The organism is Comamonas piscis (assembly GCF_014109725.1).
Classification (GTDB): Bacteria; Pseudomonadota; Gammaproteobacteria; order Burkholderiales; family Burkholderiaceae_C; genus Comamonas; species Comamonas piscis.
Genome location: NZ_CP058554.1, coordinates 4,732,810 through 4,752,138 on the forward strand (window position 1 = coordinate 4,732,810; position 19,329 = coordinate 4,752,138).

Annotated in this window: 24 protein-coding genes; 4 read left to right on the forward strand and 20 right to left on the reverse strand. The window is 63.2% G+C overall.

The window, feature by feature from the left end:
* Position 1: 1 nt before the first annotated feature.
* Both HS961_RS21370 and HS961_RS21375 read right to left on the reverse strand, forming a co-directional pair.
* Positions 2-442: a PIN domain-containing protein gene (locus HS961_RS21370; RefSeq protein ID WP_182325448.1), complete on the reverse strand. Its 441-nt coding sequence runs from the start codon at positions 440-442 to the stop codon at positions 2-4.
* Complete coding sequence (locus HS961_RS21375; protein WP_182328416.1) at positions 439-705, reverse strand: DUF6364 family protein; 267 nt, start codon at positions 703-705, stop codon at positions 439-441. The genes HS961_RS21370 and HS961_RS21375 overlap by 4 nt, the downstream gene beginning before the upstream one ends.
* A gap of 112 nt (positions 706-817) precedes the next feature.
* Here HS961_RS21375 and HS961_RS21380 point away from each other — a divergent pair, with 112 nt between their 5' ends.
* Complete coding sequence (locus tag HS961_RS21380; protein WP_182325449.1) at positions 818-1,702, forward strand: NAD-dependent protein deacetylase; 885 nt, start codon at positions 818-820, stop codon at positions 1,700-1,702.
* 136 nt (positions 1,703-1,838) lie between these two features.
* Positions 1,839-3,377, forward strand: a complete 1,539-nt coding sequence (locus HS961_RS21385) for a glycosyltransferase family 39 protein (protein ID WP_182325450.1) — start codon at positions 1,839-1,841, stop codon at positions 3,375-3,377.
* A gap of 49 nt (positions 3,378-3,426) precedes the next feature.
* On the opposite strand, the gene hisD is transcribed toward HS961_RS21385, so the two are convergent.
* The 14 genes from hisD to HS961_RS21455 all read right to left on the reverse strand — a co-directional run bounded on the left by hisD (position 3,427) and on the right by HS961_RS21455 (position 14,433).
* Positions 3,427-4,746: a histidinol dehydrogenase gene (hisD, locus tag HS961_RS21390; RefSeq protein ID WP_182325451.1), complete on the reverse strand. Its 1,320-nt coding sequence runs from the start codon at positions 4,744-4,746 to the stop codon at positions 3,427-3,429.
* A gap of 69 nt (positions 4,747-4,815) precedes the next feature.
* Entirely contained in the window at positions 4,816-5,460 is a 645-nt protein-coding gene (gene hisG, locus HS961_RS21395; RefSeq protein WP_182328368.1) for an ATP phosphoribosyltransferase, read from the reverse strand.
* A gap of 91 nt (positions 5,461-5,551) precedes the next feature.
* Positions 5,552-5,794 carry a BolA family protein gene (locus HS961_RS21400; RefSeq protein ID WP_182325452.1) on the reverse strand — a complete coding sequence of 81 codons (243 nt, stop codon included), beginning with the start codon at positions 5,792-5,794 and terminating at the stop codon, positions 5,552-5,554.
* A 99-nt stretch (positions 5,795-5,893) separates the two neighbouring features.
* The gene (locus HS961_RS21405) at positions 5,894-6,649 is read right to left on the reverse strand and encodes an ABC transporter permease (protein ID WP_182325453.1); all 756 of its coding nucleotides are present in this window, start codon (positions 6,647-6,649) and stop codon (positions 5,894-5,896) included.
* Positions 6,646-7,596: an ABC transporter ATP-binding protein gene (locus tag HS961_RS21410; RefSeq protein ID WP_182325454.1), complete on the reverse strand. Its 951-nt coding sequence runs from the start codon at positions 7,594-7,596 to the stop codon at positions 6,646-6,648. The genes HS961_RS21405 and HS961_RS21410 overlap by 4 nt, the downstream gene beginning before the upstream one ends.
* Before the next feature lie 55 nt (positions 7,597-7,651).
* The gene (locus tag HS961_RS21415) at positions 7,652-7,933 is read right to left on the reverse strand and encodes a lipid asymmetry maintenance protein MlaB (RefSeq protein WP_412101611.1); all 282 of its coding nucleotides are present in this window, start codon (positions 7,931-7,933) and stop codon (positions 7,652-7,654) included.
* A 3-nt stretch (positions 7,934-7,936) separates the two neighbouring features.
* Positions 7,937-8,584 (reverse strand): MlaC/ttg2D family ABC transporter substrate-binding protein, encoded by a 648-nt coding sequence (locus tag HS961_RS21420; protein ID WP_182325455.1) that lies wholly within the window; start codon positions 8,582-8,584, stop codon positions 7,937-7,939.
* Positions 8,585-8,699: 115 nt separating this feature from the next.
* Positions 8,700-9,473 carry a VacJ family lipoprotein gene (locus HS961_RS21425; RefSeq protein WP_412101668.1) on the reverse strand — a complete coding sequence of 258 codons (774 nt, stop codon included), beginning with the start codon at positions 9,471-9,473 and terminating at the stop codon, positions 8,700-8,702.
* Between the two features lie 24 nt (positions 9,474-9,497).
* Positions 9,498-9,977: an outer membrane lipid asymmetry maintenance protein MlaD gene (mlaD, locus tag HS961_RS21430; protein ID WP_182325457.1), complete on the reverse strand. Its 480-nt coding sequence runs from the start codon at positions 9,975-9,977 to the stop codon at positions 9,498-9,500.
* Positions 9,978-10,018: 41 nt separating this feature from the next.
* Positions 10,019-10,801, reverse strand: coding sequence for a lipid asymmetry maintenance ABC transporter permease subunit MlaE (mlaE, locus tag HS961_RS21435; protein ID WP_182325458.1), 783 nt, complete (start codon positions 10,799-10,801; stop codon positions 10,019-10,021).
* Positions 10,801-11,643 carry an ABC transporter ATP-binding protein gene (locus tag HS961_RS21440; RefSeq protein ID WP_182325459.1) on the reverse strand — a complete coding sequence of 281 codons (843 nt, stop codon included), beginning with the start codon at positions 11,641-11,643 and terminating at the stop codon, positions 10,801-10,803. The genes mlaE and HS961_RS21440 overlap by 1 nt, the downstream gene beginning before the upstream one ends.
* A 271-nt stretch (positions 11,644-11,914) precedes the next feature.
* Positions 11,915-12,703, reverse strand: a complete 789-nt coding sequence (locus HS961_RS21445) for an amino acid ABC transporter ATP-binding protein (RefSeq protein ID WP_412101612.1) — start codon at positions 12,701-12,703, stop codon at positions 11,915-11,917.
* A 54-nt stretch (positions 12,704-12,757) separates the two neighbouring features.
* A complete protein-coding gene (locus HS961_RS21450) occupies positions 12,758-13,411 on the reverse strand; it encodes an amino acid ABC transporter permease (RefSeq protein ID WP_182325460.1) in 654 nt (217 codons plus the stop codon).
* 209 nt (positions 13,412-13,620) lie between these two features.
* Positions 13,621-14,433, reverse strand: coding sequence for an amino acid ABC transporter substrate-binding protein (locus tag HS961_RS21455; protein ID WP_182325461.1), 813 nt, complete (start codon positions 14,431-14,433; stop codon positions 13,621-13,623).
* A 257-nt stretch (positions 14,434-14,690) separates the two neighbouring features.
* Here HS961_RS21455 and HS961_RS21460 point away from each other — a divergent pair, with 257 nt between their 5' ends.
* Both HS961_RS21460 and HS961_RS21465 read left to right on the forward strand, forming a co-directional pair.
* Positions 14,691-15,128 (forward strand): DUF3293 domain-containing protein, encoded by a 438-nt coding sequence (locus HS961_RS21460; RefSeq protein ID WP_182325462.1) that lies wholly within the window; start codon positions 14,691-14,693, stop codon positions 15,126-15,128.
* 29 nt (positions 15,129-15,157) lie between these two features.
* Positions 15,158-15,457, forward strand: a complete 300-nt coding sequence (locus tag HS961_RS21465) for a putative quinol monooxygenase (protein WP_182325463.1) — start codon at positions 15,158-15,160, stop codon at positions 15,455-15,457.
* Positions 15,458-15,503: 46 nt separating this feature from the next.
* On the opposite strand, the gene fghA is transcribed toward HS961_RS21465, so the two are convergent.
* From fghA to HS961_RS21485, 4 genes are all read right to left on the reverse strand, one after another.
* A complete protein-coding gene (gene fghA / locus HS961_RS21470; protein ID WP_182325464.1) occupies positions 15,504-16,370 on the reverse strand; it encodes an S-formylglutathione hydrolase in 867 nt (288 codons plus the stop codon).
* Complete coding sequence (locus HS961_RS21475) at positions 16,363-17,664, reverse strand: DEAD/DEAH box helicase (RefSeq protein ID WP_182325465.1); 1,302 nt, start codon at positions 17,662-17,664, stop codon at positions 16,363-16,365. Before HS961_RS21475 ends, fghA begins: the two co-directional genes overlap by 8 nt.
* Before the next feature lie 145 nt (positions 17,665-17,809).
* Complete coding sequence (locus tag HS961_RS21480) at positions 17,810-18,925, reverse strand: S-(hydroxymethyl)glutathione dehydrogenase/class III alcohol dehydrogenase (protein WP_182325466.1); 1,116 nt, start codon at positions 18,923-18,925, stop codon at positions 17,810-17,812.
* A 58-nt stretch (positions 18,926-18,983) separates the two neighbouring features.
* A complete protein-coding gene (locus HS961_RS21485; RefSeq protein ID WP_021026096.1) occupies positions 18,984-19,250 on the reverse strand; it encodes a metal/formaldehyde-sensitive transcriptional repressor in 267 nt (88 codons plus the stop codon).
* Between the last annotated feature and the right edge of the window lie 79 nt (positions 19,251-19,329).

The following is a 19,329-nucleotide window of genomic DNA, read 5'->3' on the forward strand; positions in this document are numbered from 1 at the left end:
GTCAGGCCTTGGCGCCGGCCTGTGCCGGCTGCTGCAGCGGGTGCACGATGCGGACGCCACCAAACTCTGCCCCATGGGGCAGGTAGAGACTCAGCATCTGCTGGCAACCGCTGTGCTGGGCGCAAGCCACTGCCAGGCAATCGCCAAAGTCCAGCGCATGGCGCGCCTGGATGGCCCAGGCAGTCTCTAAGGTCGCGGCATCGGTTTTCCAGGGCGTCCAGCTTTGGTAGCGGCGGATGGCGGCACGCGCATCGCCTTGGGGCATGGGGGTGACCGCCGTGGTGACCTGGTCATAAAACTCGCACAACGCCTGGTTGCCAGTGCGGCCGCTGCGGCTGCTCCACAGCACATCAAGCCAGCCCAGGGTGGCCTGGTACAGCGCGGCATCCGATATATTCTCGGCGGCGACCAGCACCGAGGTATCAACGAACACGGTGTTCATGCGCCCTCCTGACCGGTCTTGCGGCGGCTGCCGATTTTGCGTGGCACAGCGGCCACCGAAGGCGCTTCAGGCGTTGCGCTGCCTTGCCAGCTGCGCTCGTCCGTGCGCCAGGCCAGGTAGGCGCGTTCGTAGGCATCCTCGCGCTGCTGGAGCTCGGCCATAAAATCTCCCACCATGCGCGAGACGCTGGTACCTCGGCGAGCAGCCTCGACCCGGGCCCATTCCAGCACGCTGTCTTCCACGGTGATGGTGAGATTTTTCATGGACGCGATATTACACGAATTTCGTGCTACACGAAATTCGTGTCATCTAATCCAGACTGAAGCAGTGGGTTGGCGTTGCTTCTATCATCGAGGCCAGCCAAGCCACCACGCCATGCCACTTCTTACTGACGCACTCGCGCAAGCCCTCCCCATCGGAACCACCCCTGCGCTGGACGCTTTGGTCGCGTTGCTGGGCCATTACCGCCCCTGGACCGTGCTGACCGGCGCGGGTGTGAGCACCGGCAGCGGCATCCCGGACTACCGCGATGCCCAAGGCGCCTGGAAGCGCCCAGCCCCGGTGCGCTTTCAGGACTTTATGGCAGAGCCACTCACCCGCCAGCGCTACTGGGCCCGCAGTCTGGTCGGCTGGCCGGTGTTCTCGCAGGCGCAACCCAATTCCGCGCACCAGGCACTGGCCCGGCTGGAGCAGGCAGGCTATATCCAGAACCTCATCACCCAGAATGTCGATGGCCTGCACCAGCGCGCGGGCAGCCAGCGGGTGGTGGATCTGCACGGCCGGTTGGACCAGGTCGTCTGCATGGGCTGCGGCCATCGCATGGCGCGCGCTGACATTCAGCACCAACTGCTGGCAGCCAACCCTGGCTGGCAACACCTGAGCGCGCAAGCCGCGCCCGATGGGGATGCCGATCTTTCGGGCATAGACTTTTCGGTGTTCCAGGTACCCGCCTGTCCGGTGTGCGGCGGCATCCTCAAGCCCGATGTGGTGTTCTATGGCGAAAACGTGCCGCCCGCCCGCCGCCAAGAGGCCATGGACCATCTGGCCGCCAGTGGCGCGCTGCTGATAGTGGGCAGCTCCTTGATGGTGTACTCCGGCCTGCGCTTTGTGCATGCCGCCAAGCAAGCGGGCTTGCCGGTAGCAGCCATCAACCTGGGCCAAATGCGCGATGGCGCCGTGCTGGACATGCAACTGCAGGAAGCCTGCGCGCCAGCACTGCGCAGCCTCGCCGATCTGCTGGCACCCGCCCGCAGCGACTGACATTTTCAGTAACCAAAACCCCCGCCCGGCGCCCTGCCAACGGTAGATATGGCCGATAGCCTGCCGCTACACTAGCCAGCTTTACACAGCCGCCAAGCCCGTGACGCAGCCTCCAGAGCTGTGCGCGCTCCACTGCATGTCCCCTGCCGTTTCAGCCCCACTCCAACCGCACGACCACCAGAAAACACTGCGCCTCATGCTGGCCTTTGCCTGCCTGTATGCGCTGGCCTGGACCCTTTTCCCGCCGCTGCTGGCCCCTAGCTTTCCGCTGGATGTGGTCGAGAGCCTGGGCTGGGGCCGTGAATGGCAATGGGGTTACTACAAGCATCCGCCGCTGCCACCGATTGCGCTGCATGTGTCCTTTTTGGCCTTGGGGCGTTGGGGCCCGTTTGCACTGAGCCAGCTCTGCGTGGCGCTCACCTTGTGGCTGGTCTGGCTCACCGCCTGCCGCCTCATGGGGCGCGAGCGCGCCTTTATCGGCACGGTGCTGACGATGGGCGTGGCCTTCTACACCCGGCCCGCGCTGGAGTTCAACCACAACATTGCGCAGATGCCCTTCTGGGCGGGCATCTGCTACTTCTACCTGGCCGCCTGGCAGGACGACAAGCGCTGGCAATGGCTGCTGCTGGGGCTGATGGCGGGGCTGGGGCTGCTGAGCAAATACTCCATCGGCCTGCTGCTGCTCTGCCTGGGGCTGTTTACCGTGCTGAGCCCTGCACGCAGCCTGCTGCGTCGCCCCGGCCCCTGGCTGGCGCTGGCCGTGATGGCGCTGGTGTTTGCACCGCACCTGCTTTGGCTGCACAACAACGACTGGCTGCCTTTCTCCTATGCCAAGGACCGCTCCAACAGCTCCGGCGAATCGCCACGCGCCGGCGCGCTGGGCTTTTTGCTGACCCAGCTGCTCAACCACCTGCCGCTGCTGCTGGTGCTGCTGTTTGGCTTTTTGCGGCTGCGCTGGTCCCGGAGGCGGCCGAAAGTGTCTGCCCCCTGGCAGTGGTATAGCGCCAAACCTGCTTATCTTTGTTTGATCGCCCTCGCGCCCGGTTTGTTGCTGGCCGCACTGGGCATGGCCCTGGGCTTGCGTTTGCGCGATATGTGGGGCGTGCCGATGTGGCCCTTTAGCGGTGTACTGGCTGCGGCGCTGATCCCCAGTGCCTGGCTCGCAGCCATGCGCCCTTATCTGCTGCGCGGCATTGTCGTGTGGCTGGTCTTGATCTCGCTGCTCTGCGGCGTTTACCTGTGGAAGATCTCGGACTTCCGCAAAAGCCCGGTGCGCAGCGACTGGCCTGCCGCCGCGCTGGCGCAGCAGGCTGACGCCACCTGGAACGCGCTGTCCAGCTGTCCGCTCGACACCGTGGCCAGCGATGCCTGGACGGGTGGCCTAGTGGCGATTGGCGCCAATAGCCAGCCCTCGGTGCTGATCCCCGGTGACCCGCGCCATTCGCCCTGGGCTACGGCCGAGCGTCTGAAAAGCCATGGTGCGCTGCGGATCTGGCAGGCGGAAGCGGATGCCGACCGGGATGCCCCCACCGGGCCGTATCCGGTGCTCGATGGGCTGCAAGGTATGCGCATGCATGCAGGCGAATGGGTCATTCCCTGGCCCCGGGGCCAAAGCCGGGCGGACCTGGTGGTGCAATGGCAGGCCTATGTGCCGGCGGCCTGTGAGCGCCGTTGATCAGCCTTTGCCCCGGTCGTTGTGATCCGGGAAAACAGCTGAGCGGTGCTTAGCGCTTGATGCGCATCTCGGCCGCCCGCGCGTGGCCTTGCAGGCCTTCGCCGTAAGCCAGCACGGCGGCGGTCTTGCCCAGCACCTGGGCGCCGGCCTCGCTCACCTCGATCAGGCTCGAGCGCTTCTGGAAGTCATACACCCCCAGCGGGGACGAGAAACGGGCCGTGCCGCTAGTGGGTAGCACATGGTTCGGGCCTGCGCAGTAGTCGCCCAGGCTTTCGCTGGTGTAGGCACCCAGGAAGATCGCGCCCGCATGCTTGAGCAAGGGCTCCCATTGCTGCGGATCGCGTGCGGACACTTCCAAGTGCTCGGGCGCAATGCGGTTGCTCAGCGCACAGGCCTCTTCCATGTTGCGCGTCAAAATCAGCGCGCCCCGGTCGGACAGGCTCTTGGCGATGATGGCCTTGCGCGGCATCTCTGGCAGCAGGCGGTCAATCTCGCGCTGCACGGCATCCAGGTAGGCGGCATCGGGGCAGAGCAGAATCGACTGCGCCAGCTCGTCGTGCTCGGCCTGCGAAAACAGGTCCATGGCCACCCAGTCCGGCGGCGTCGTGCCATCGGCCAGCACCAGGATTTCGCTGGGGCCGGCAATCATGTCGATGCCCACCAAACCAAACACGCGCTTTTTGGCGCTGGCCACATAGGCATTGCCCGGGCCGGTGATCTTGTCCACCTTGGGAACGGTGGCCGTGCCGTAGGCCAACGCTGCCACGGCCTGCGCACCGCCAATGGTGAAGGCGCGGTGTACGCCCGCCACATAGGCGGCGGCCAGCACCAGCGGATTCTTCACGCCCTGGGGCGTGGGCACCACCATGATGATGTCTTCCACACCGGCCACATGGGCGGGGATGGCGTTCATCAGCACGCTGCTGGGGTAGGCGGCCTTGCCCCCGGGCACATAGATGCCGACGCGGTCCAGCGGCGTGACCTTCTGGCCCAACAAGGTGCCGTCTTCGTCGCGGTAGCTCCAGCTCTCGCCATTGGCTTTCTTCTGCGCCTCGTGGTAGCTGCGCACCCGGCGCGCCGCCGATTCAAGCGCTTCGCGCTGCTCGGCAGGCAGGCCGTCAAAAGCGGCTTTGAGTTCGTCCTTGCGCAACTCCAGCGCCTGCATGCTGTCCGCTTGCAAGCCATCAAAGCGGGCGGTGTAGTCCAGCACAGCGGCATCGCCGCGCTTTTGCACATCGGCCAGGATGTCGGCCACCCGCTGTTCAATCGCCGCATCCGTGTCTGCCGACCAATGCAGGCGCTGAGCAAAGTCATGCTCAAACTGGGCATCAGCGGTTGACAGACGGGCGGGAGCGGCGACGAATTCCATAGTGGTTACCTTCTGACTCAGACACTTTTCAAACAGGCAAGTGCCAGCCTGGGGGATGGTGGGAATGGCTTAGCTGTTTTTGGCCACACCGGCTGCAAACACATCAATGATGTGGCGCAGGCGCTTTTGCTTGAGCTTGAGCGCCGCCTGGTTCACGACCAGGTGCGAGCTGATGTCGATGATGTGCTCGACTTCCTGCAGGTGGTTGGCGCGCAGGGTGTTGCCGGTGCTCACCAAGTCGACGATGGCATCGGCCAGGCCCGTCAGCGGCGCCAGCTCCATGCTGCCGTAGAGCTTGATCAGGTCCACGTGCACGCCCTTGCGGGCAAAGAACTCGCGGGCAATCAGCGGGTACTTGGTCGCCACACGCAGGCGTGCGCCGCGCTTGACGGCCTGGGCGTAGTCAAAATCATTGCGCACCGCCACGCTCACGCGGCACTTGGCAATCTGCAGGTCCAGCGGCTGGAACAGGCCATCGCCGCCATGTTCCAGCAAGGTGTCCTTGCCGGTCACGCCCAGGTCGGCACCGCCGTACTGCACATAGGTGGGCACATCGGAGGCGCGCACCAGTACCACCTGCACATCGGGCTGGGTGGTGGCAAAAATCAGCTTGCGCGATTTTTCGGGGTCTTCCAGCACCTCGATGCCTGCGGCTGCCAGCAGCGGCAGGGTTTCATCAAAAATGCGGCCTTTGGAGAGGGCCAGGGTGATCATGGTGGAGTTGTCCATGGGGCGCTTTCGCCAGCGGCAGCCTGCGCATCCGTCGCGGATGGGGCGGGGCCAGCCAGGGTTGAAACAAGAAAAATCAGGCCTGCAGCGCAGCCCACTCGGCGGGGGTGTGCGTCTTCATCGACAGCGCATGCACCTCGTCGGTATGCATCTTCTGGCCCAAGGTGGCATAAACCAGCTGGTGGCGCTGGATCAGGCGCTTGCCTTCAAAGGCGGGCGACACGATGGTGGCAAACCAATGGCGGCCATCGCCTTCCAGTGCAATATGCTCGCAGGCCAGGCCGGCCATGATGATGTCTTTGAGGTCCTCAGCAGTCATTGCACGCTCTCACTTATTCGGTTCTAAATGCCTGCCAGCCGCTCCGTGGGGTGGCTGCTGGCCAGGCGACTGCAGCCACGCGGGCTGCAGCAGGGTTCATCAGTTGCGGATCTTGTAGCCAGTGCGCAGCAGCTGCACCGCCAGGGCGCTCACCAGCAGCCAGGCGACGGCCACAATGCCCAGGCTCAGCCAGGGCGACGTGTCGCTCTGGCCGAAGAAGCCGTAGCGGAAGCCGTCGATCATGTAGAAGAAAGGGTTCAGGTGGCTGACCTTTTGCCAGAACGGCGGCAGCGACTGGATCGAATAGAACACGCCCGACAGAAAGGTCATCGGCACAATCACAAAGTTCTGGAACGCTGCCATCTGGTCAAACTTGTCGGCCCACAAGCCGGCAAGCAGCCCCAGGGTGCCCATCAGGCCCGCGCCCAGCACGGCAAACATCAGCACCCAAGGCAGCGACGCAAAATGCGGCGGTGCAAAGAACAAGGTGATCACATAGACACCCAGGCCCACGGCCAGGCCGCGCACGATGGAGGCGCCCACAAACGCAAAGAACCAGCCCCAGTGTGACAGCGGCGTGAGCAGCACAAACACCAGGCTGCCCATGATCTTGCTTTGCACCAGGCTCGATGAGCTGTTGGCAAAGGCGTTTTGCAGCAGGCTCATCATCACCAGGCCCGGCACAAGAAACGCGGTGTAGCTGACGTTGTCAAACACCGCCACCCGGCCTTGCAGCACATGGCCAAAGATCAGCAGGTAGAGCACAGCGGTCAGCACCGGCGCCGCCACGGTCTGGAAACTCACCTTCCAAAACCGCAGCACCTCTTTGTAAAACAGGGTTTGCCAGCCGTTCATCGTGCCACTCCCGCGCCCAGTTGCGTCGTGGCATGGTCCACCACGGCATCACGCGCCATCACTTGCAAAAACACATCTTCCAGATCCGCGCGGCGGATCTCCAGGTCTTCCACGACCACACCAGCAGTGCGCAGCTGGCCCAGAATGCGCTCCACATCGGCAGCGCTGCTGGCCGGCAGCTGCACAATGCGGCCGGTGATGCGGGCCTGGGCGGCCAGATCGGCGGGCAGCATGCCATCGGTCTTGAACTGCAGCACGTTGGAGGAGCTGCCCTGCAGCAGCTCGGCCATCGTCGACAGCGCCACCACATGGCCCGAGCGCAGCATCGCAATGCGGTTACACAGCGCCTCAGCCTCTTCCAGGTAATGGGTGGTGAGCAGCACCGTGTGGCCCTGCTTGTTGAGCTTGCTGACGAACTGCCACAAGGTCTGGCGCAGTTCCACATCGACGCCAGCGGTGGGCTCATCAAGCACGATGATCGGCGGTTTGTGGACCAACGCCTGGGCGACAAGCACGCGGCGCTTCATGCCGCCGCTGAGCTGGCGCATATTGGCCGTGGCCTTGTCGGCCAGGCCCAGGCTTTCGAGCAGCTCATCGATCCAAGCGTCGTTGTTCTTCACACCGAAGTAACCGGACTGGATGCGCAGCGACTCGCGCACATTGAAAAAGGGATCAAACACCAGCTCTTGCGGCACGATGCCGAGCTTGCGGCGTGCGTTGGCGTAGTCCTCGCGCACATCGCTGCCCAGCACCTTGACCGAGCCACTGCTGGCACGGGCCAGGCCGGCCAGAATGCTGATCAAGGAAGTCTTGCCCGCGCCATTGGGCCCGAGCAGGCCAAAGAACTCCCCTTCCTCGATATCGAGGCTGACGTTGTTCAATGCCTGGAAGGGACCCTTGGCGGTCTGGTAGACCTTGGAGACGGATTGGAATGCGATGGCGGACATGAGGCGGCCATTGTAGGCGCAGCGGCCAGATGGCGCTGTCCTGGGGGTTCAGTGCTCAGGCAGCGGTTTGCAGCAGGCCATCCACGCCGTACAGGCGTGCCAGCGAATGCACCGGCGCGGACAAGCCACTCAACTGCAGCTGCCGGCCGGCGGCCAATGCCGCGCGGCGGCTGCCCAGCAGCACGGCCAGGGCCGACGAATCAAACACCGCCAATGCGCTGGCATCGATCTGCACCGCAGCGCCCGCAGGCAACTGCGCAATCCACGCTTGCAGGTGCTGCAAGCAGGCCTGGGCCTGGTCGTGGGTCAGGGTCGAGGGCAGGCTGAGCACGGCCATCGTTTACTTGCCTGCGTTGGCCTTGTTGCGGGCGGCGATGGAGTCGATCAGGGTCTGGGGGCTGCCGCCGGGCTTGTTCAGCTCTTCCTGGAACTGGTTGCGGTAGGTTTCCACCATCCAGATGCCCATTACGTTCAGGTTGTAGATCTTCCAACCCATGCCCTGGCCAGGCGTCTTTTGAAGGCGGTAGTCCAGCTGGATCGGGTCGCCACGGCCCAGAATCTCGGAGCGCACCACGACTTCCTTGTCACCGGCCTGCATACGCACCGGCTTGACGCTGATCGTCTGGTTACTGACCTGGTGCAGCGCGCCAGCGTAGGTGCTGACCATCAGCTTCTTGAACTCATCTTGGAGTTGCTGCTGTTGGGCGGCAGTGGCAGTGCGCCACTTGGGACCGACGGCCGATGCCATCATGCGGCGAAAATCCACATTGGGCATCACGACGCTGTCGACATAGGACGTGATCTTGGACACATCACCGCCACGGATGGATTGGTCGGTCTTCAAGGTGTTCAGCACCTCGTCCGAGAGTTGCTTGATCATGGCGTCCGGCGCCATGTCAGCAGCGCTGGCCATCAAGGGGGTGGATGCCAAGCCGGCCACCACTGCCCATGCAGCGGAGTACTGTACCCATGCGCGACGATTGATCATGTTGTTTCCTTTGTAGTCCGGGCCTGCAACCCAGACCCGAACGTTGTTAGATGTGGAGGCGGGCATGCAGTTGCATGCACCGCTTGATTTCTTGTAAGTCTTTATAACTTCAGGCTTACTTGCCGCTGCCCTGGGGAGCGGGTTCGGCGGCAGACTCGTTCATCCACTGCGTTTCGTCCTCTTCGTCCCCGGCACGCGTAGCGTTTTCACGCAACTGCAGGTAGGCATCACGGGTGAAGCTGTACTTGTCCAGCGCCGCCGACTGGACCAGCGATGTAGTGCCCAGCAGGTTGGCGCGGGTGTTGACGATGCGCAGGCCGGTGAGCGAGTTGCGAACTGGTACATCGTTGACATAACTGACCACATTGCCCTGCCAGTCCACCACCATGCCGGCGGAGTCGCGGATGGTCGAGGGGCCAAGCAAGGGCCAAACGATATAGGCACCAGCCGGCATGCCGTAGCGGGCCATCGTCAAACCAAAGTCCTGCTTGTGGCGCTCGATATCCATCTCGCTGGCCACATCAATCAAACCGCCCAGACCGAATACGGTGTTGGTGGTGAAACGCACCACGCTGTTGTAGGTGCCCTCGCCCTTGAGCTGCAGGGCATTGTTTACCACCGACCACAGATCGCCCAGGTTGGCGAAGAAGTTGGTCACGGCGGTACGCACTACGGTGGGCGTCACATCGCGGTAGCCGGTAGCCACAGGCTCCAGCACGGCGCTGTCAACGGCATCGTTAAAGCGGAACATTGCCCGGTTGTAGGGCTCCAGCGGATCGCGGGGGTTGGCCCCAGGGCCACTGGCGCAGCCGGTCAATGCAGCGGCTAGGCCCAGGGTGGACGCCAGCATCCAGGTGCGTGCGTGTTGTTTATTGGTTGGATAACGCATCATCGTTCTCGTTCTTAGATAGTGTTATTCGGCAGGTTTTGGCGCCGAACTCTCCGAAGCCTTGCCATACAGGAACTGACCAATCAGATTTTCCAGCACGATGGCCGATTGTGTATTGGTGACGGTGTCACCGCTTGCCAAAGGCTTTTCATCGAACCCGGCCTCAACGCCCACGTACTGGTCGCCCAGCAGGCCGCTGGTCAGGATCTTGAAGGAGCTGTCCTTGGGGAAGGCATAGCCATTGGTCAGCTCGATATGGACATCGGCCTGGAAGGTCTGGTCATTGAAGCTGATGCTTTTGACCCGACCGACCTTGACACCCGCGCTGCGCACCGCAGCCTGGGCCTTCAAGCCGCCAATATTGTCAAAGCGGGCTGTCACTTCATAGCCTTTGTTGAAATCCAAAGTCAGCAGGTTGCCCGCGCGCAGTGCCAGGAACACCAGCGCGGCGGCACCCAGCATGACAAACAGGCCAACCCAGATATCGGTTTTGGAGGGCTGCATATGCGAATCCGTTTCTCTTTTCTATCTCTATAGGGTTGGCGTCAGATGCTGAACATCATCGCGGTGAGCATGAAGTCCAGCGCCAGCACCGACAAGGAGGCCATCACCACCGTGCGCGTCGTGGCGCGCGAGACGCCTTCAGGCGTGGGCTTGGCGACAAAACCTTGGAGCAAGGCAACAAAGGTGACGGTGATCCCAAACACGATGCTCTTGATCACGCCGTTGCCCAGGTCCTTGAATACATCGACACCGCTTTGCATCTGGCCCCAGAAAGCGCCGCCGTCGATGCCCAGCATCAGCACGCCCACAATCCAGCCGCCCATGATGCCGACTGCACTGAACACCGCAGCCAGCAGCGGCATCGCAATCAGGCCGGCCCAAAAGCGCGGTGCCAGAATGCGCTCCACCGGGTCGACCGCCATCATCTCCATCGCAGACAACTGCTCGCCGGCTTTCATCAGGCCAATCTCGGCCGTGAGCGCGGTGCCCGCACGGCCTGCAAACAGCAGCGCCGTCACCACCGGGCCTAGCTCGCGCAGCAGGGTCAGCGCCACCATCATGCCCACGGCCTCGGCCGAGCCGTAGCGCTGCAGGATGTAATACCCCTGCAGGCCCAGCACAAAGCCGACAAACAGGCCCGACACGCCAATGATGGCCAGCGAGTAATTGCCCAGAAAGTGGATCTGGTCGCGCAACAAAGCCGGGCGCCGCAGCACATAGCCCAGGCCCACCAGCAGGCGCAACAACAAACGCGTCGCCTGGCCCACAGCCACCGCCTTGCTGCGCAGCGCAAAACCTATATCAGCAGGGTGCCACCAACGCATCAGCGGCCTCCTTTCGAAGCAGTGATTCCGAAGCCGGCCGCGCCAAAATCCTCATCCAGACTCGGCCCTTGCACATGGAAAGGCACGGGTCCCTGGGGCAGCGCATTGACAAACTGGTGCACCAGCGGATCACTGCTACCACGCACCTCATCGGGCGTACCCTGTGCGGCCACCACGCCGGGGCCAAGAATGATCACCTGGTCGGCGAGTTTGAAAGTTTCTTCCAGATCGTGCGAGACGATGATGCTGGTGAGGCCCAGCGCATCGTTGAGCTCGCGGATCAGCTGGGCCGAGGTGCCCAGCGAAATCGGGTCCAGCCCGGCAAAGGGCTCGTCGTACATGATGAACTCAGGATCGAGTGCCATCGCACGGGCCAGCGCCACGCGCCGGGCCATACCGCCGGAGATTTGCGACGGCAGCAGATCGCGCGCACCACGCAGGCCCACCGCCTGCAGCTTCATCAGCACGATGTCGCGCACCAGGCCTTCGGACATATCGGTGTGCTCGCGCAGCGGAAAGGCCACGTTCTCGAACACCGTCATGTCGGTAAACAAAGCGCCAAATTGGAACAGCATGCCCATGCGCCGCCGCGCTGCATAGAGCTGCGCCTGGCTCATGGCGCCCACATCCTGGCCGCCCAGCAGCACCTGGCCCGATTGGGCCTTGGCCTGGCCCCCGATGAGTCGCAGCACGGTGGTTTTGCCCCCGCCAGATGCGCCCATCAAGGCCGTCACCTTGCCACGCGGGATGGTCAGCGACACATCGCGCAGGATCGTGCGGTCACCGTAGCCAAAGGTGACATTGCGCAGTTCGACAAGAGGTGGTTGGGCAGAAGATTGCATAGAAAAGCCGGCAACATCCGGCATCGTCATCATAAGAGAGGGGCCATGCCCCTCTCTGTAGTCAGTTGCCGCAGCATAAGCCGTCAAGCTTACCGCTTGTAACAAACATTCATGAATGTATTTATAGCGGCTGATCGTAACCCGGAGAGACTAAGCCCCGCAGTGCAACAGGCTATTGCCGGGCACCGCGGTTAGGCAACTGCACATCATCGCACGCGCAGCCACTCTGCCTTTGGCAGCCAAGGTCAACAAAGCTGAGAAGCGCCCAGGATTAGAGCATATTGTCCAAAAACGAACGAATGCGGGCGTGGCTGCAGTCTTCAAAAAACGCGCGGGCCGGCTTGGCCTCGATCAAGGAGCCTTGGTCCATGAAGACCACGGTATTGGCCACCTCGCGGGCAAAACCCATTTCATGGGTGACCACCAGCATGGTCATGTGCTCTTCGGCCAGTTGCCGCATGGTGCGCAGCACTTCGCCGGTCAGTTCCGGGTCGAGTGCCGAGGTCGGTTCGTCGAACAGCATGATGTCCGGCTCCATCGCCAGCGCGCGCGCAATGGCCACGCGCTGCTTCTGCCCGCCCGACAGCCGCGCCGGGTAGGCATCGGCCTTTTCCTGCAGGCCCACCTTGCGCAGCAGCTCCTGGGCCTTGGGCATGACCTGGTCACGCGTCAGGCCCTTGACGACCATCGGCGCCTCGGTGATGTTCTCGATCACCGACAGATGCGGGAACAGGTTAAAGCCCTGGAACACCATGCCCATGCGGCGCAGAATGGCGCGCATTTGCGCCTCGGGCGCGTACTGGGCCTGGCCCTGCGCATTGGTGCTGACCAAGGTCTGGCCCTCCACCACCACCGATCCCGCGTCGATCACTTCCAGGTGGTTCAAGCAGCGCAGAAAGGTGCTCTTGCCCGAGCCGGAGGGGCCGATCACGGCCATCACCTCGCCCTTGTGGATATCGAGCGAGACCTTTTTCAGCACCTCATTGCCATTGAAGGCCTTGCTGATATCGCGCGCCTGCACCATCACCGGGGTGCCCGTGTCTTTGCCTGTCATTGCCATTCTCCTGCGCTGTTCGCTGCTACTGCTTCGTACCCATCCATTGCGGTAAGCCAGTTAGGCGTCATATTTGGCATAGCGCTTTTCCAGGCGGTTGAAGCCCCAGGTTAGCACCAGGGTCATCAGCAAGTAGAAGGCGGCCGCCACCACAAAGGGGGTGGTGGTGAAGTCGCGCTGCACAATGCCGCGCGCGGCGCGCAGCAAGTCATTGAGGGCGAGCACATAGATCAGCGAGGTGTCCTTGACCAGGGTGATGGTCTCGTTGCTGACCGGCGGCAAGATGGTGCGCACCATCTGGGGCAGCACAATGCGGCGCATGGTCTGGCTGTAGGACAGGCCCAGCACCTTGGCGCCTTCGTACTGGCCCCGGTCCACGCTCTGGATACCGGCGCGGAAGATCTCCGCAAAATAGGCCGCGTAGTTCAACGCAAAGGCCACGACGGCCGATGGGAAATCAGGCAGGCGCACGCCAATCACCGGCACAAAGGGCAGCGCAAAGTAGATAAACAGCAGCTGCAGCATCAGCGGCGTGCCGCGCATCAGCCAGATATAGGCCTCAACAAAGCGCGACAGCGCCTTGAACCGCGACAGACGCGCCAACGCCAACGCCAGACCCAGTGGCACCGACAGTGCCAGGGTGATGAAGAACAGCTTGAGGGTGACCAGGGCGCCGTTGGACAGCGGCCCCAGCAGGGAAATTACATAATCCATCGATGGCCTTCAGGGTGACTACAGCGCAAGAGGCCGCTCGCCACAGGCACGAGTGCGCTTGGAACCGGTGGACGATCCAAGCCAGGCACTCCTGTCAAAAAAATCCGTTCTGGCCGCCGGGCAGCGCCCAGCGCTGCGGCGGCCAAGGGCTGCGCCCAAAAGCACAAGACCGGCACGCTGTGCCGGCCCGGTGCAGAGTCATGCAACGATCAGTGCTTGATCACGTCGGCGCCAAACCACTTCTTGGCGATTTCTTCGGCCTTGCCGTCCTTCTTCATCTCGGCCAGCACGTCGTTGATCTTGTTGCGGGTGGCTTCGTCGTCCTTGCGGAAGCCCACGCCATAGTCTTCGGTGCCAAAGTCATCGGCCAGCACCACATAGTTGTCAGGCTTCTTGGAGACCAAGTAACGGCCCACCACTTCGTCCACCACCACGACATCCAGGCGGCCGGCTTCCACGTCCATCAGCGCAGCGATGTTGTCGCCAAACAGCTTGGTTTCCTTGAACTGGGCGTGCAGTTCCTTGTCCTTTTCCATCGCGGTCACGGCGCTGGAGCCTTCCTGGGCACCGACGATCTTGCCAGCCATATCAGCCTTGGCCTTGATCGGCGAGCCAGCCTTCACGATGATGATCTGCTTGTTGACCATGTACGGATCGGTGAAGAGGATCTTTTCCTTGCGCTCTTCCAGAATGGTCAGGCCGTTCCACAGCGCATCGACGCGCTTGCCCAGCAGTTCGGCTTCCTTGGCGTTCCAGTCAATTGGCTTGAATTCGACTTCGATACCAGCGCGCTTGGCGGCTTCACGGGCCATGTCGATGTCAAAACCCACGATTTCGTTCTTCTCGTCGCGGAAACCCATGGGCGGGAAGTTGTCGTCCAGACCCACCACCAGCTTGGTGGCAGCTGCTGCCACAGGTGCAGGCGCGGGTGCTTCAGCCGCAGGCTTGGGCGCATCATTCTTGCCGCAAGCGGTGAGCAGGGCAGTCAGCGCCAGGGTGGCAACGAAAGAACGTTTTTTCATGTGTCTCGACCAAAGAGAAAGACAAAGTAAGAGCACTTGACTTGATTTTTACAAGCGTCAGCGTGCAGGCGAATCGCGTATTGTCTCCGATCACACGAAATTCGTGTCGCTTGTGGGGAAAACTCTGCCGGGCTAGTCGGACGTCCGCAAGCCGCTACCATGGCTGCCCGGGTGCCGACCTATGGGTGAGGCATCTTGATTTCACCGCCGTCTATACCGCCAGTACACGATTCACAACGCTGGCGGCCCCAAAATCTATGACCACCCTCTCGCCCGAACTGCGCAAGGCCTTTGAAGAAACGCAGTACCACGTGCTGCACCAGGCCCCTTTCCTTTTGCAGGTGGGCCAGGCCCAAGCAGCACTCAGCGCCCTCTACCAACAGCACCAAACCGATTGCAGCTGCTTTATCACCGCCTTCAACCCGATGGGCGAGCTGCTGGACAAGGAAGAAAACATTGAGCGCCACGCCCAACTGGGCCGCGCGCTGGGCGCCGCCGGCTTGGCGGCGCTGCCGGCAGTCGCCCAGCACCCTGCTAACGGCTGGCCGGCCGAACCCGGCTACCTGGTCATCGGCCTGGGCCGGGACGATGCGCAGCGTTGGGCGGCGCAGTGGGAACAACTGGCGGTGGTATGGACCAGCACCGATACGGTGCCCCAGCTGCTGGAAACCCGGGTGCCCGGCTGGATGCGCTGATCCCCATTCACCTACGGAGAGGAAAACCCATGCTGTTAATTGTTGGCACCGTCCGCCTGCCCGCTGCAAACCTGGAACGCGCGCTGCCCGCCATGCGGGCGATGGTCGAAGCCTCCCGCGCCGAGGCGGGTTGCCTGGAGTATGGCTATGCCCAGGATGTGCTGGTGCCCGGCTTGATCCATGTGAAGGAACTCTGGAGCGACCAGGCCGCGCTGGATGCGCATTTCGCCTCCAGCCATATCCAGGCCTGGCGCGCTGCCTGGCCTGTGCTGGAGATCGGTGACCGCGATCTGCGCGTTTATGAGGTCGGCGCGCCGCGCAGCACCTGAGCCCCTGCACCCGCCAGGTGCGCCATGCGGCAAGCGTTTAGGTTGCTTAGAGTTGGCCCGCGTGAAAGCGCAGGTGCTCATCCACAAAGCTCTGGATAAAGTAGTAGCCATGGTCATAACCACCATGGCGGCGCAAGGTCAGCGGCTGGCCGACCTGGGCGCAAGCGGCTTCAAAGGCTTCGGGCAGCAGCTGCTTTTCCAGCAAGAACTTGTCGGCCAGGCCCTGGTCGACGAGGATGCCGGCCGGGTATGGCGCCTGCTTTTGCGCGGCCATCAAAGCCGTGGCATCGTGCTGCGCCCATTCGGCCTGGTTGTCGCCCAGGTAGCCCGTAAAGGCTTTTTGGCCCCAGGGGCAGTTCATGGGGTTGGCAATGGGCGCAAAGGCCGAGACCGACTTGAACACGCCCGGGTGGCGCAGCGCCAGGGTCAGTGCGCCATGGCCGCCCATGCTGTGGCCAAAGATGCCCAGGCGCTGCAGATCGATCGGCAGCTTGGCACCCAGCAGTGGCAGCAGGTCTTCGAGGATGTAGCTTTCCATGCGCCAGTGCAGGGCCCAGGGCTTGGCGGCAGCATCCAGGTAAAAACCGGCGCCCACGCCAAAATCCCAGCTCTCCGATTCGCCAGACAGGCCCGCGCCGCGCGGGCTGGTGTCGCAGGTAACCAGGGCCACGTTCAGCGACGCCGCCAGGCGCTGGGCGCCGGCCTTGGTCATGAAGGTCTCTTCGGTGCAGGTGAGGCCGGCCAGGTACAGCAGCGCCGGCACTTTCTCGCCCTCCACCGCTTTGGGCGGCAGAAACACCGAGAACTTCATCGCCAGGCCGATCTGGCTGGAGAAATGCTCATAAAAACGCTGGGCGCCGCCAAAGCAGGCGTGGGCCGTCTGCAGCTTGAGGCTGGCTTGGGCATCAGACATCGGAATTTCCTTCGGTGGGGGATTGCGGGGATGCGGCCTGCGCGGCCGCTGCACGCAGCTTGTCTTTCTTGCTCACGCGCTTGCCCTTGATACCGCCATTGCCCGACTCGTCGGGCGCGCCCTGTGCCGGCACCGGCTCGGTCACCGGGTACTGGGCAGGGGTCTGCAGGTCGATATCCAGCGCATTGCGCTTGGCGATCACCTTCCAATGCGCCAGGCTGGCGGGGGTGACCAGACTGATGGCCAGGCCGCTGGTGCCCGCCCGGCCAGTGCGGCCGATGCGGTGGGTGTAATCGGTGGGCGAACGCGGCAGGTCGTAGTTGATAACCAGCGGCAGCGCATCGACATGGATGCCGCGCGCTGCGAGATCGGTGGTGACCAGCACCTGCCACTGGCTGCTGCGGAACTCCTGCAGCACCTGCTGGCGCGCGCCCTGGCTCAGCTCGCCATGGAAGGCGGTGGCGCTGATGCCCTTGTCATAGAGCTTGTTGGCCACATGCTCGGCGCTGTAGCGGCTGGCCACAAAAACCAGCATGCGCTGGCCGGCGTACTGGCCCACCAGCTCGCGCAGCCAGGTCGTGCGCTTGGCGGCATCCAGGTAGAAGGCCTCCTGCAGGATGGTCGCGTCTTGCAGGTGGGTCGAGGCGATCTCGACCTTCTCGTGCGTGGCACGCAGCAAGGTCGGCACCAGTGCCTGCACCGCCGGCGCAAAGGTGGCCGATAGCAGCAGGGTTTGGCGCTGCTCGCGCGGCGGCACCAGGGCCAGCACGCTTTGCAGCTCCTCGGCAAAGCCCAGGTCCATCAGCCGGTCGGCTTCATCCAGCACCAAGGTGCTGATGGTGTCCAAGCGCAGCTTGCTATGCGCCATCACATCGAGCAAGCGCCCGGGCGTGGCAATCACCAGATCCACACCGCCGCGCAAGGCCAGCAGCTGGGGGTTGATCGAGACGCCGCCGGTCAGCACCGCCACCTTGGGGCGGCGGCCCATGGCCTCGCCGACAAAGTAGACCAGCTCGGCCACCTGGGTGGCCAGCTCGCGCGTGGGCACCAGGATCAAGGCCTGCGTCTCATGCCTACCCGCCTGGCCTGCTGCATCGCTCAGCATCCAGCCTTGCAGCAAGGGCAGCACATAGGCTGCCGTCTTGCCCGAGCCGGTGGGTGCGCAGCCCAGCAGGTCACGTCCGTCCAGAATGGCCGGGATGGCCTGGGTCTGGATGGCCGTGGGTGCAATCAGGCCATGGGCCTGGGCAGCGTGGGCCAGCGACGGAGCAAGGCCAAGAGAGGTAAAAGACATGGATTTCAATGGTGCGGGCCAGGCCGCAGGGACAACAAGCCTCGCATTGTCGCCCCTGGCACCGCTGCCAGCGGCGTGCAGGACTATTGCCGCGCGTGCTGGCAGCGGAAGTTGGCCATCACTGGCCAGCGGCCTTGGGCTATGCTTAGCTGGCGAAGTTGACCACCGAGCGGATCGACTTGCCTTCATGCATCAGGTCGAAAGCCTCGTTGATCTTGGCCAAGCCCATGGTGTGGGTGACAAAGGGCTCGAGCTTGATCTTGCCGGCCATCGCGTCTTCCACCATGCCGGGCAGCTCGCTGCGGCCCTTGACGCCGCCGAAGGCGGTGCCCATCCACTTGCGGCCGGTAACCAGCTGGAAAGGACGGGTGGAGATCTCCTGGCCCGCGCCCGCCACACCGATGATCACGCTCTGGCCCCAGCCACGGTGCGCGCATTCCAGTGCCGCACGCATCACCTGGGTGCTGCCGATGCATTCAAAGCTGTGGTCCACACCCCAGCCAGTCATCTCGACGATCACCTGCTGGATTGGCTTGTCAAAATCCTTGGGGTTGATGCAGTCGGTCGCACCAAAAGTCTTGGCCAGATCGAACTTGCCGGGGTTGGTGTCCACCGCAATGATGCGGCCAGCCTTGGCCAGTTGCGCACCCTGGATCACCGCCAGGCCGATGCCGCCCAGACCGAAGACGGCAACGCTATCGCCCTCTTGCACCTTGGCGGTGTTCTTGACGGCGCCCAAGCCGGTGGTCACGCCGCAGCCCAACAGGCAGACCTGCTCGGGGTTGGCATCGGGGTTGACCTTGGCCAGCGACACCGCTGCCACCACGGTGTACTCCGAGAAGGTGGAGCAGCCCATGTAGTGGTAGATCGGCTCGCCGTTGTAGCTAAAGCGCGTGGTGCCATCGGGCATCACGCCCTTGCCCTGGGTGGCGCGCACCGCCACGCAGAGGTTGGTCTTGCCGCTCTTGCAGAACAGGCATTCGCCGCACTCTGCCGTGTACAGCGGGATCACATGGTCGCCCGGCTGGACGCTGGTGACGCCCTCGCCCACTTCCACCACGATACCGGCGCCTTCATGGCCCAGCACTGCCGGGAAGATGCCTTCAGGGTCATCACCGCTCAGGGTGAAGGCATCCGTGTGGCACACACCCGTGTGGGTGATCTTGACCAGCACTTCGCCCTTCTGGGGTGGCGCAACGTCGATCTCGACAATCTGCAAAGGCTCTCCGGCTTTGAAGGCAACAGCGGCGCGGGATTTCATGGGGGACTCCTTGGGTCAAAAACGGGGGGAACGGTCAAACGCTGCCAACGCAGCGCGCCTATTTGAGGTACGAACGCAGCAGCGACAGCATCTCGTCAATATCCGCCTGCGACGGCGCGGGCTGCTTGGCCATGGTCTCGCGCATATGGCCATCGAGCAAGTCGGCCATCAGGCCGTGTACGGCCCCGCGCATCGCTGCCAACTGCTGCAGGATCGGCGCGCAATCGCTGCCCGCCTCCACCGCCCGCTCCAAGGCCTCCGCCTGGCCTTTGATGCGGCGCAGGCGGGTGATGGCGCGGTGTTTGTCTTCGGCGTTATGGGGCATGGCAGGCGGGGCTTGCAGCGGCGCAGAACAGCGCAGAAGTTGGGTACTGGGCCAGAGTATAAATGCAATTTATAAAAAT

Bases quoted from the DNA above. Each gene is read 5' to 3' on its own strand.
- HS961_RS21415 (WP_412101611.1), bottom strand. From the start codon at position 7,933: ATGGCCGTGCTCAGCCTGCCCTCGACCCTGACCCACGACCAGGCCCAG.
- HS961_RS21475 (WP_182325465.1), bottom strand. From the start codon at position 17,664: ATGTCTTTTACCTCTCTTGGCCTTGCTCCGTCGCTGGCCCACGCTGCC.
- mlaD (WP_182325457.1), bottom strand. From the start codon at position 9,977: ATGCAGCCCTCCAAAACCGATATCTGGGTTGGCCTGTTTGTCATGCTG.
- HS961_RS21400 (WP_182325452.1), bottom strand. From the start codon at position 5,794: ATGACTGCTGAGGACCTCAAAGACATCATCATGGCCGGCCTGGCCTGC.
- HS961_RS21425 (WP_412101668.1), bottom strand. From the start codon at position 9,473: ATGCGTTATCCAACCAATAAACAACACGCACGCACCTGGATGCTGGCG.
- HS961_RS21440 (WP_182325459.1), bottom strand. From the start codon at position 11,643: ATGCAATCTTCTGCCCAACCACCTCTTGTCGAACTGCGCAATGTCACC.
- hisG (WP_182328368.1), bottom strand. From the start codon at position 5,460: ATGATCACCCTGGCCCTCTCCAAAGGCCGCATTTTTGATGAAACCCTG.
- fghA (WP_182325464.1), bottom strand. From the start codon at position 16,370: ATGTCTGATGCCCAAGCCAGCCTCAAGCTGCAGACGGCCCACGCCTGC.
- HS961_RS21410 (WP_182325454.1), bottom strand. From the start codon at position 7,596: ATGTCCGCCATCGCATTCCAATCCGTCTCCAAGGTCTACCAGACCGCC.
- HS961_RS21480 (WP_182325466.1), bottom strand. From the start codon at position 18,925: ATGAAATCCCGCGCCGCTGTTGCCTTCAAAGCCGGAGAGCCTTTGCAG.
- HS961_RS21380 (WP_182325449.1), top strand. From the start codon at position 818: ATGCCACTTCTTACTGACGCACTCGCGCAAGCCCTCCCCATCGGAACC.
- HS961_RS21485 (WP_021026096.1), bottom strand. From the start codon at position 19,250: ATGCCCCATAACGCCGAAGACAAACACCGCGCCATCACCCGCCTGCGC.
- HS961_RS21460 (WP_182325462.1), top strand. From the start codon at position 14,691: ATGACCACCCTCTCGCCCGAACTGCGCAAGGCCTTTGAAGAAACGCAG.
- hisD (WP_182325451.1), bottom strand. From the start codon at position 4,746: ATGGAATTCGTCGCCGCTCCCGCCCGTCTGTCAACCGCTGATGCCCAG.
- HS961_RS21385 (WP_182325450.1), top strand. From the start codon at position 1,839: ATGTCCCCTGCCGTTTCAGCCCCACTCCAACCGCACGACCACCAGAAA.
- HS961_RS21455 (WP_182325461.1), bottom strand. From the start codon at position 14,433: ATGAAAAAACGTTCTTTCGTTGCCACCCTGGCGCTGACTGCCCTGCTC.
- HS961_RS21405 (WP_182325453.1), bottom strand. From the start codon at position 6,649: ATGAACGGCTGGCAAACCCTGTTTTACAAAGAGGTGCTGCGGTTTTGG.
- HS961_RS21420 (WP_182325455.1), bottom strand. From the start codon at position 8,584: ATGATCAATCGTCGCGCATGGGTACAGTACTCCGCTGCATGGGCAGTG.
- mlaE (WP_182325458.1), bottom strand. From the start codon at position 10,801: ATGCGTTGGTGGCACCCTGCTGATATAGGTTTTGCGCTGCGCAGCAAG.
- HS961_RS21445 (WP_412101612.1), bottom strand. From the start codon at position 12,703: ATGGCAATGACAGGCAAAGACACGGGCACCCCGGTGATGGTGCAGGCG.
- HS961_RS21375 (WP_182328416.1), bottom strand. From the start codon at position 705: ATGAAAAATCTCACCATCACCGTGGAAGACAGCGTGCTGGAATGGGCC.
- HS961_RS21450 (WP_182325460.1), bottom strand. From the start codon at position 13,411: ATGGATTATGTAATTTCCCTGCTGGGGCCGCTGTCCAACGGCGCCCTG.
- HS961_RS21370 (WP_182325448.1), bottom strand. From the start codon at position 442: ATGAACACCGTGTTCGTTGATACCTCGGTGCTGGTCGCCGCCGAGAAT.
- HS961_RS21465 (WP_182325463.1), top strand. From the start codon at position 15,158: ATGCTGTTAATTGTTGGCACCGTCCGCCTGCCCGCTGCAAACCTGGAA.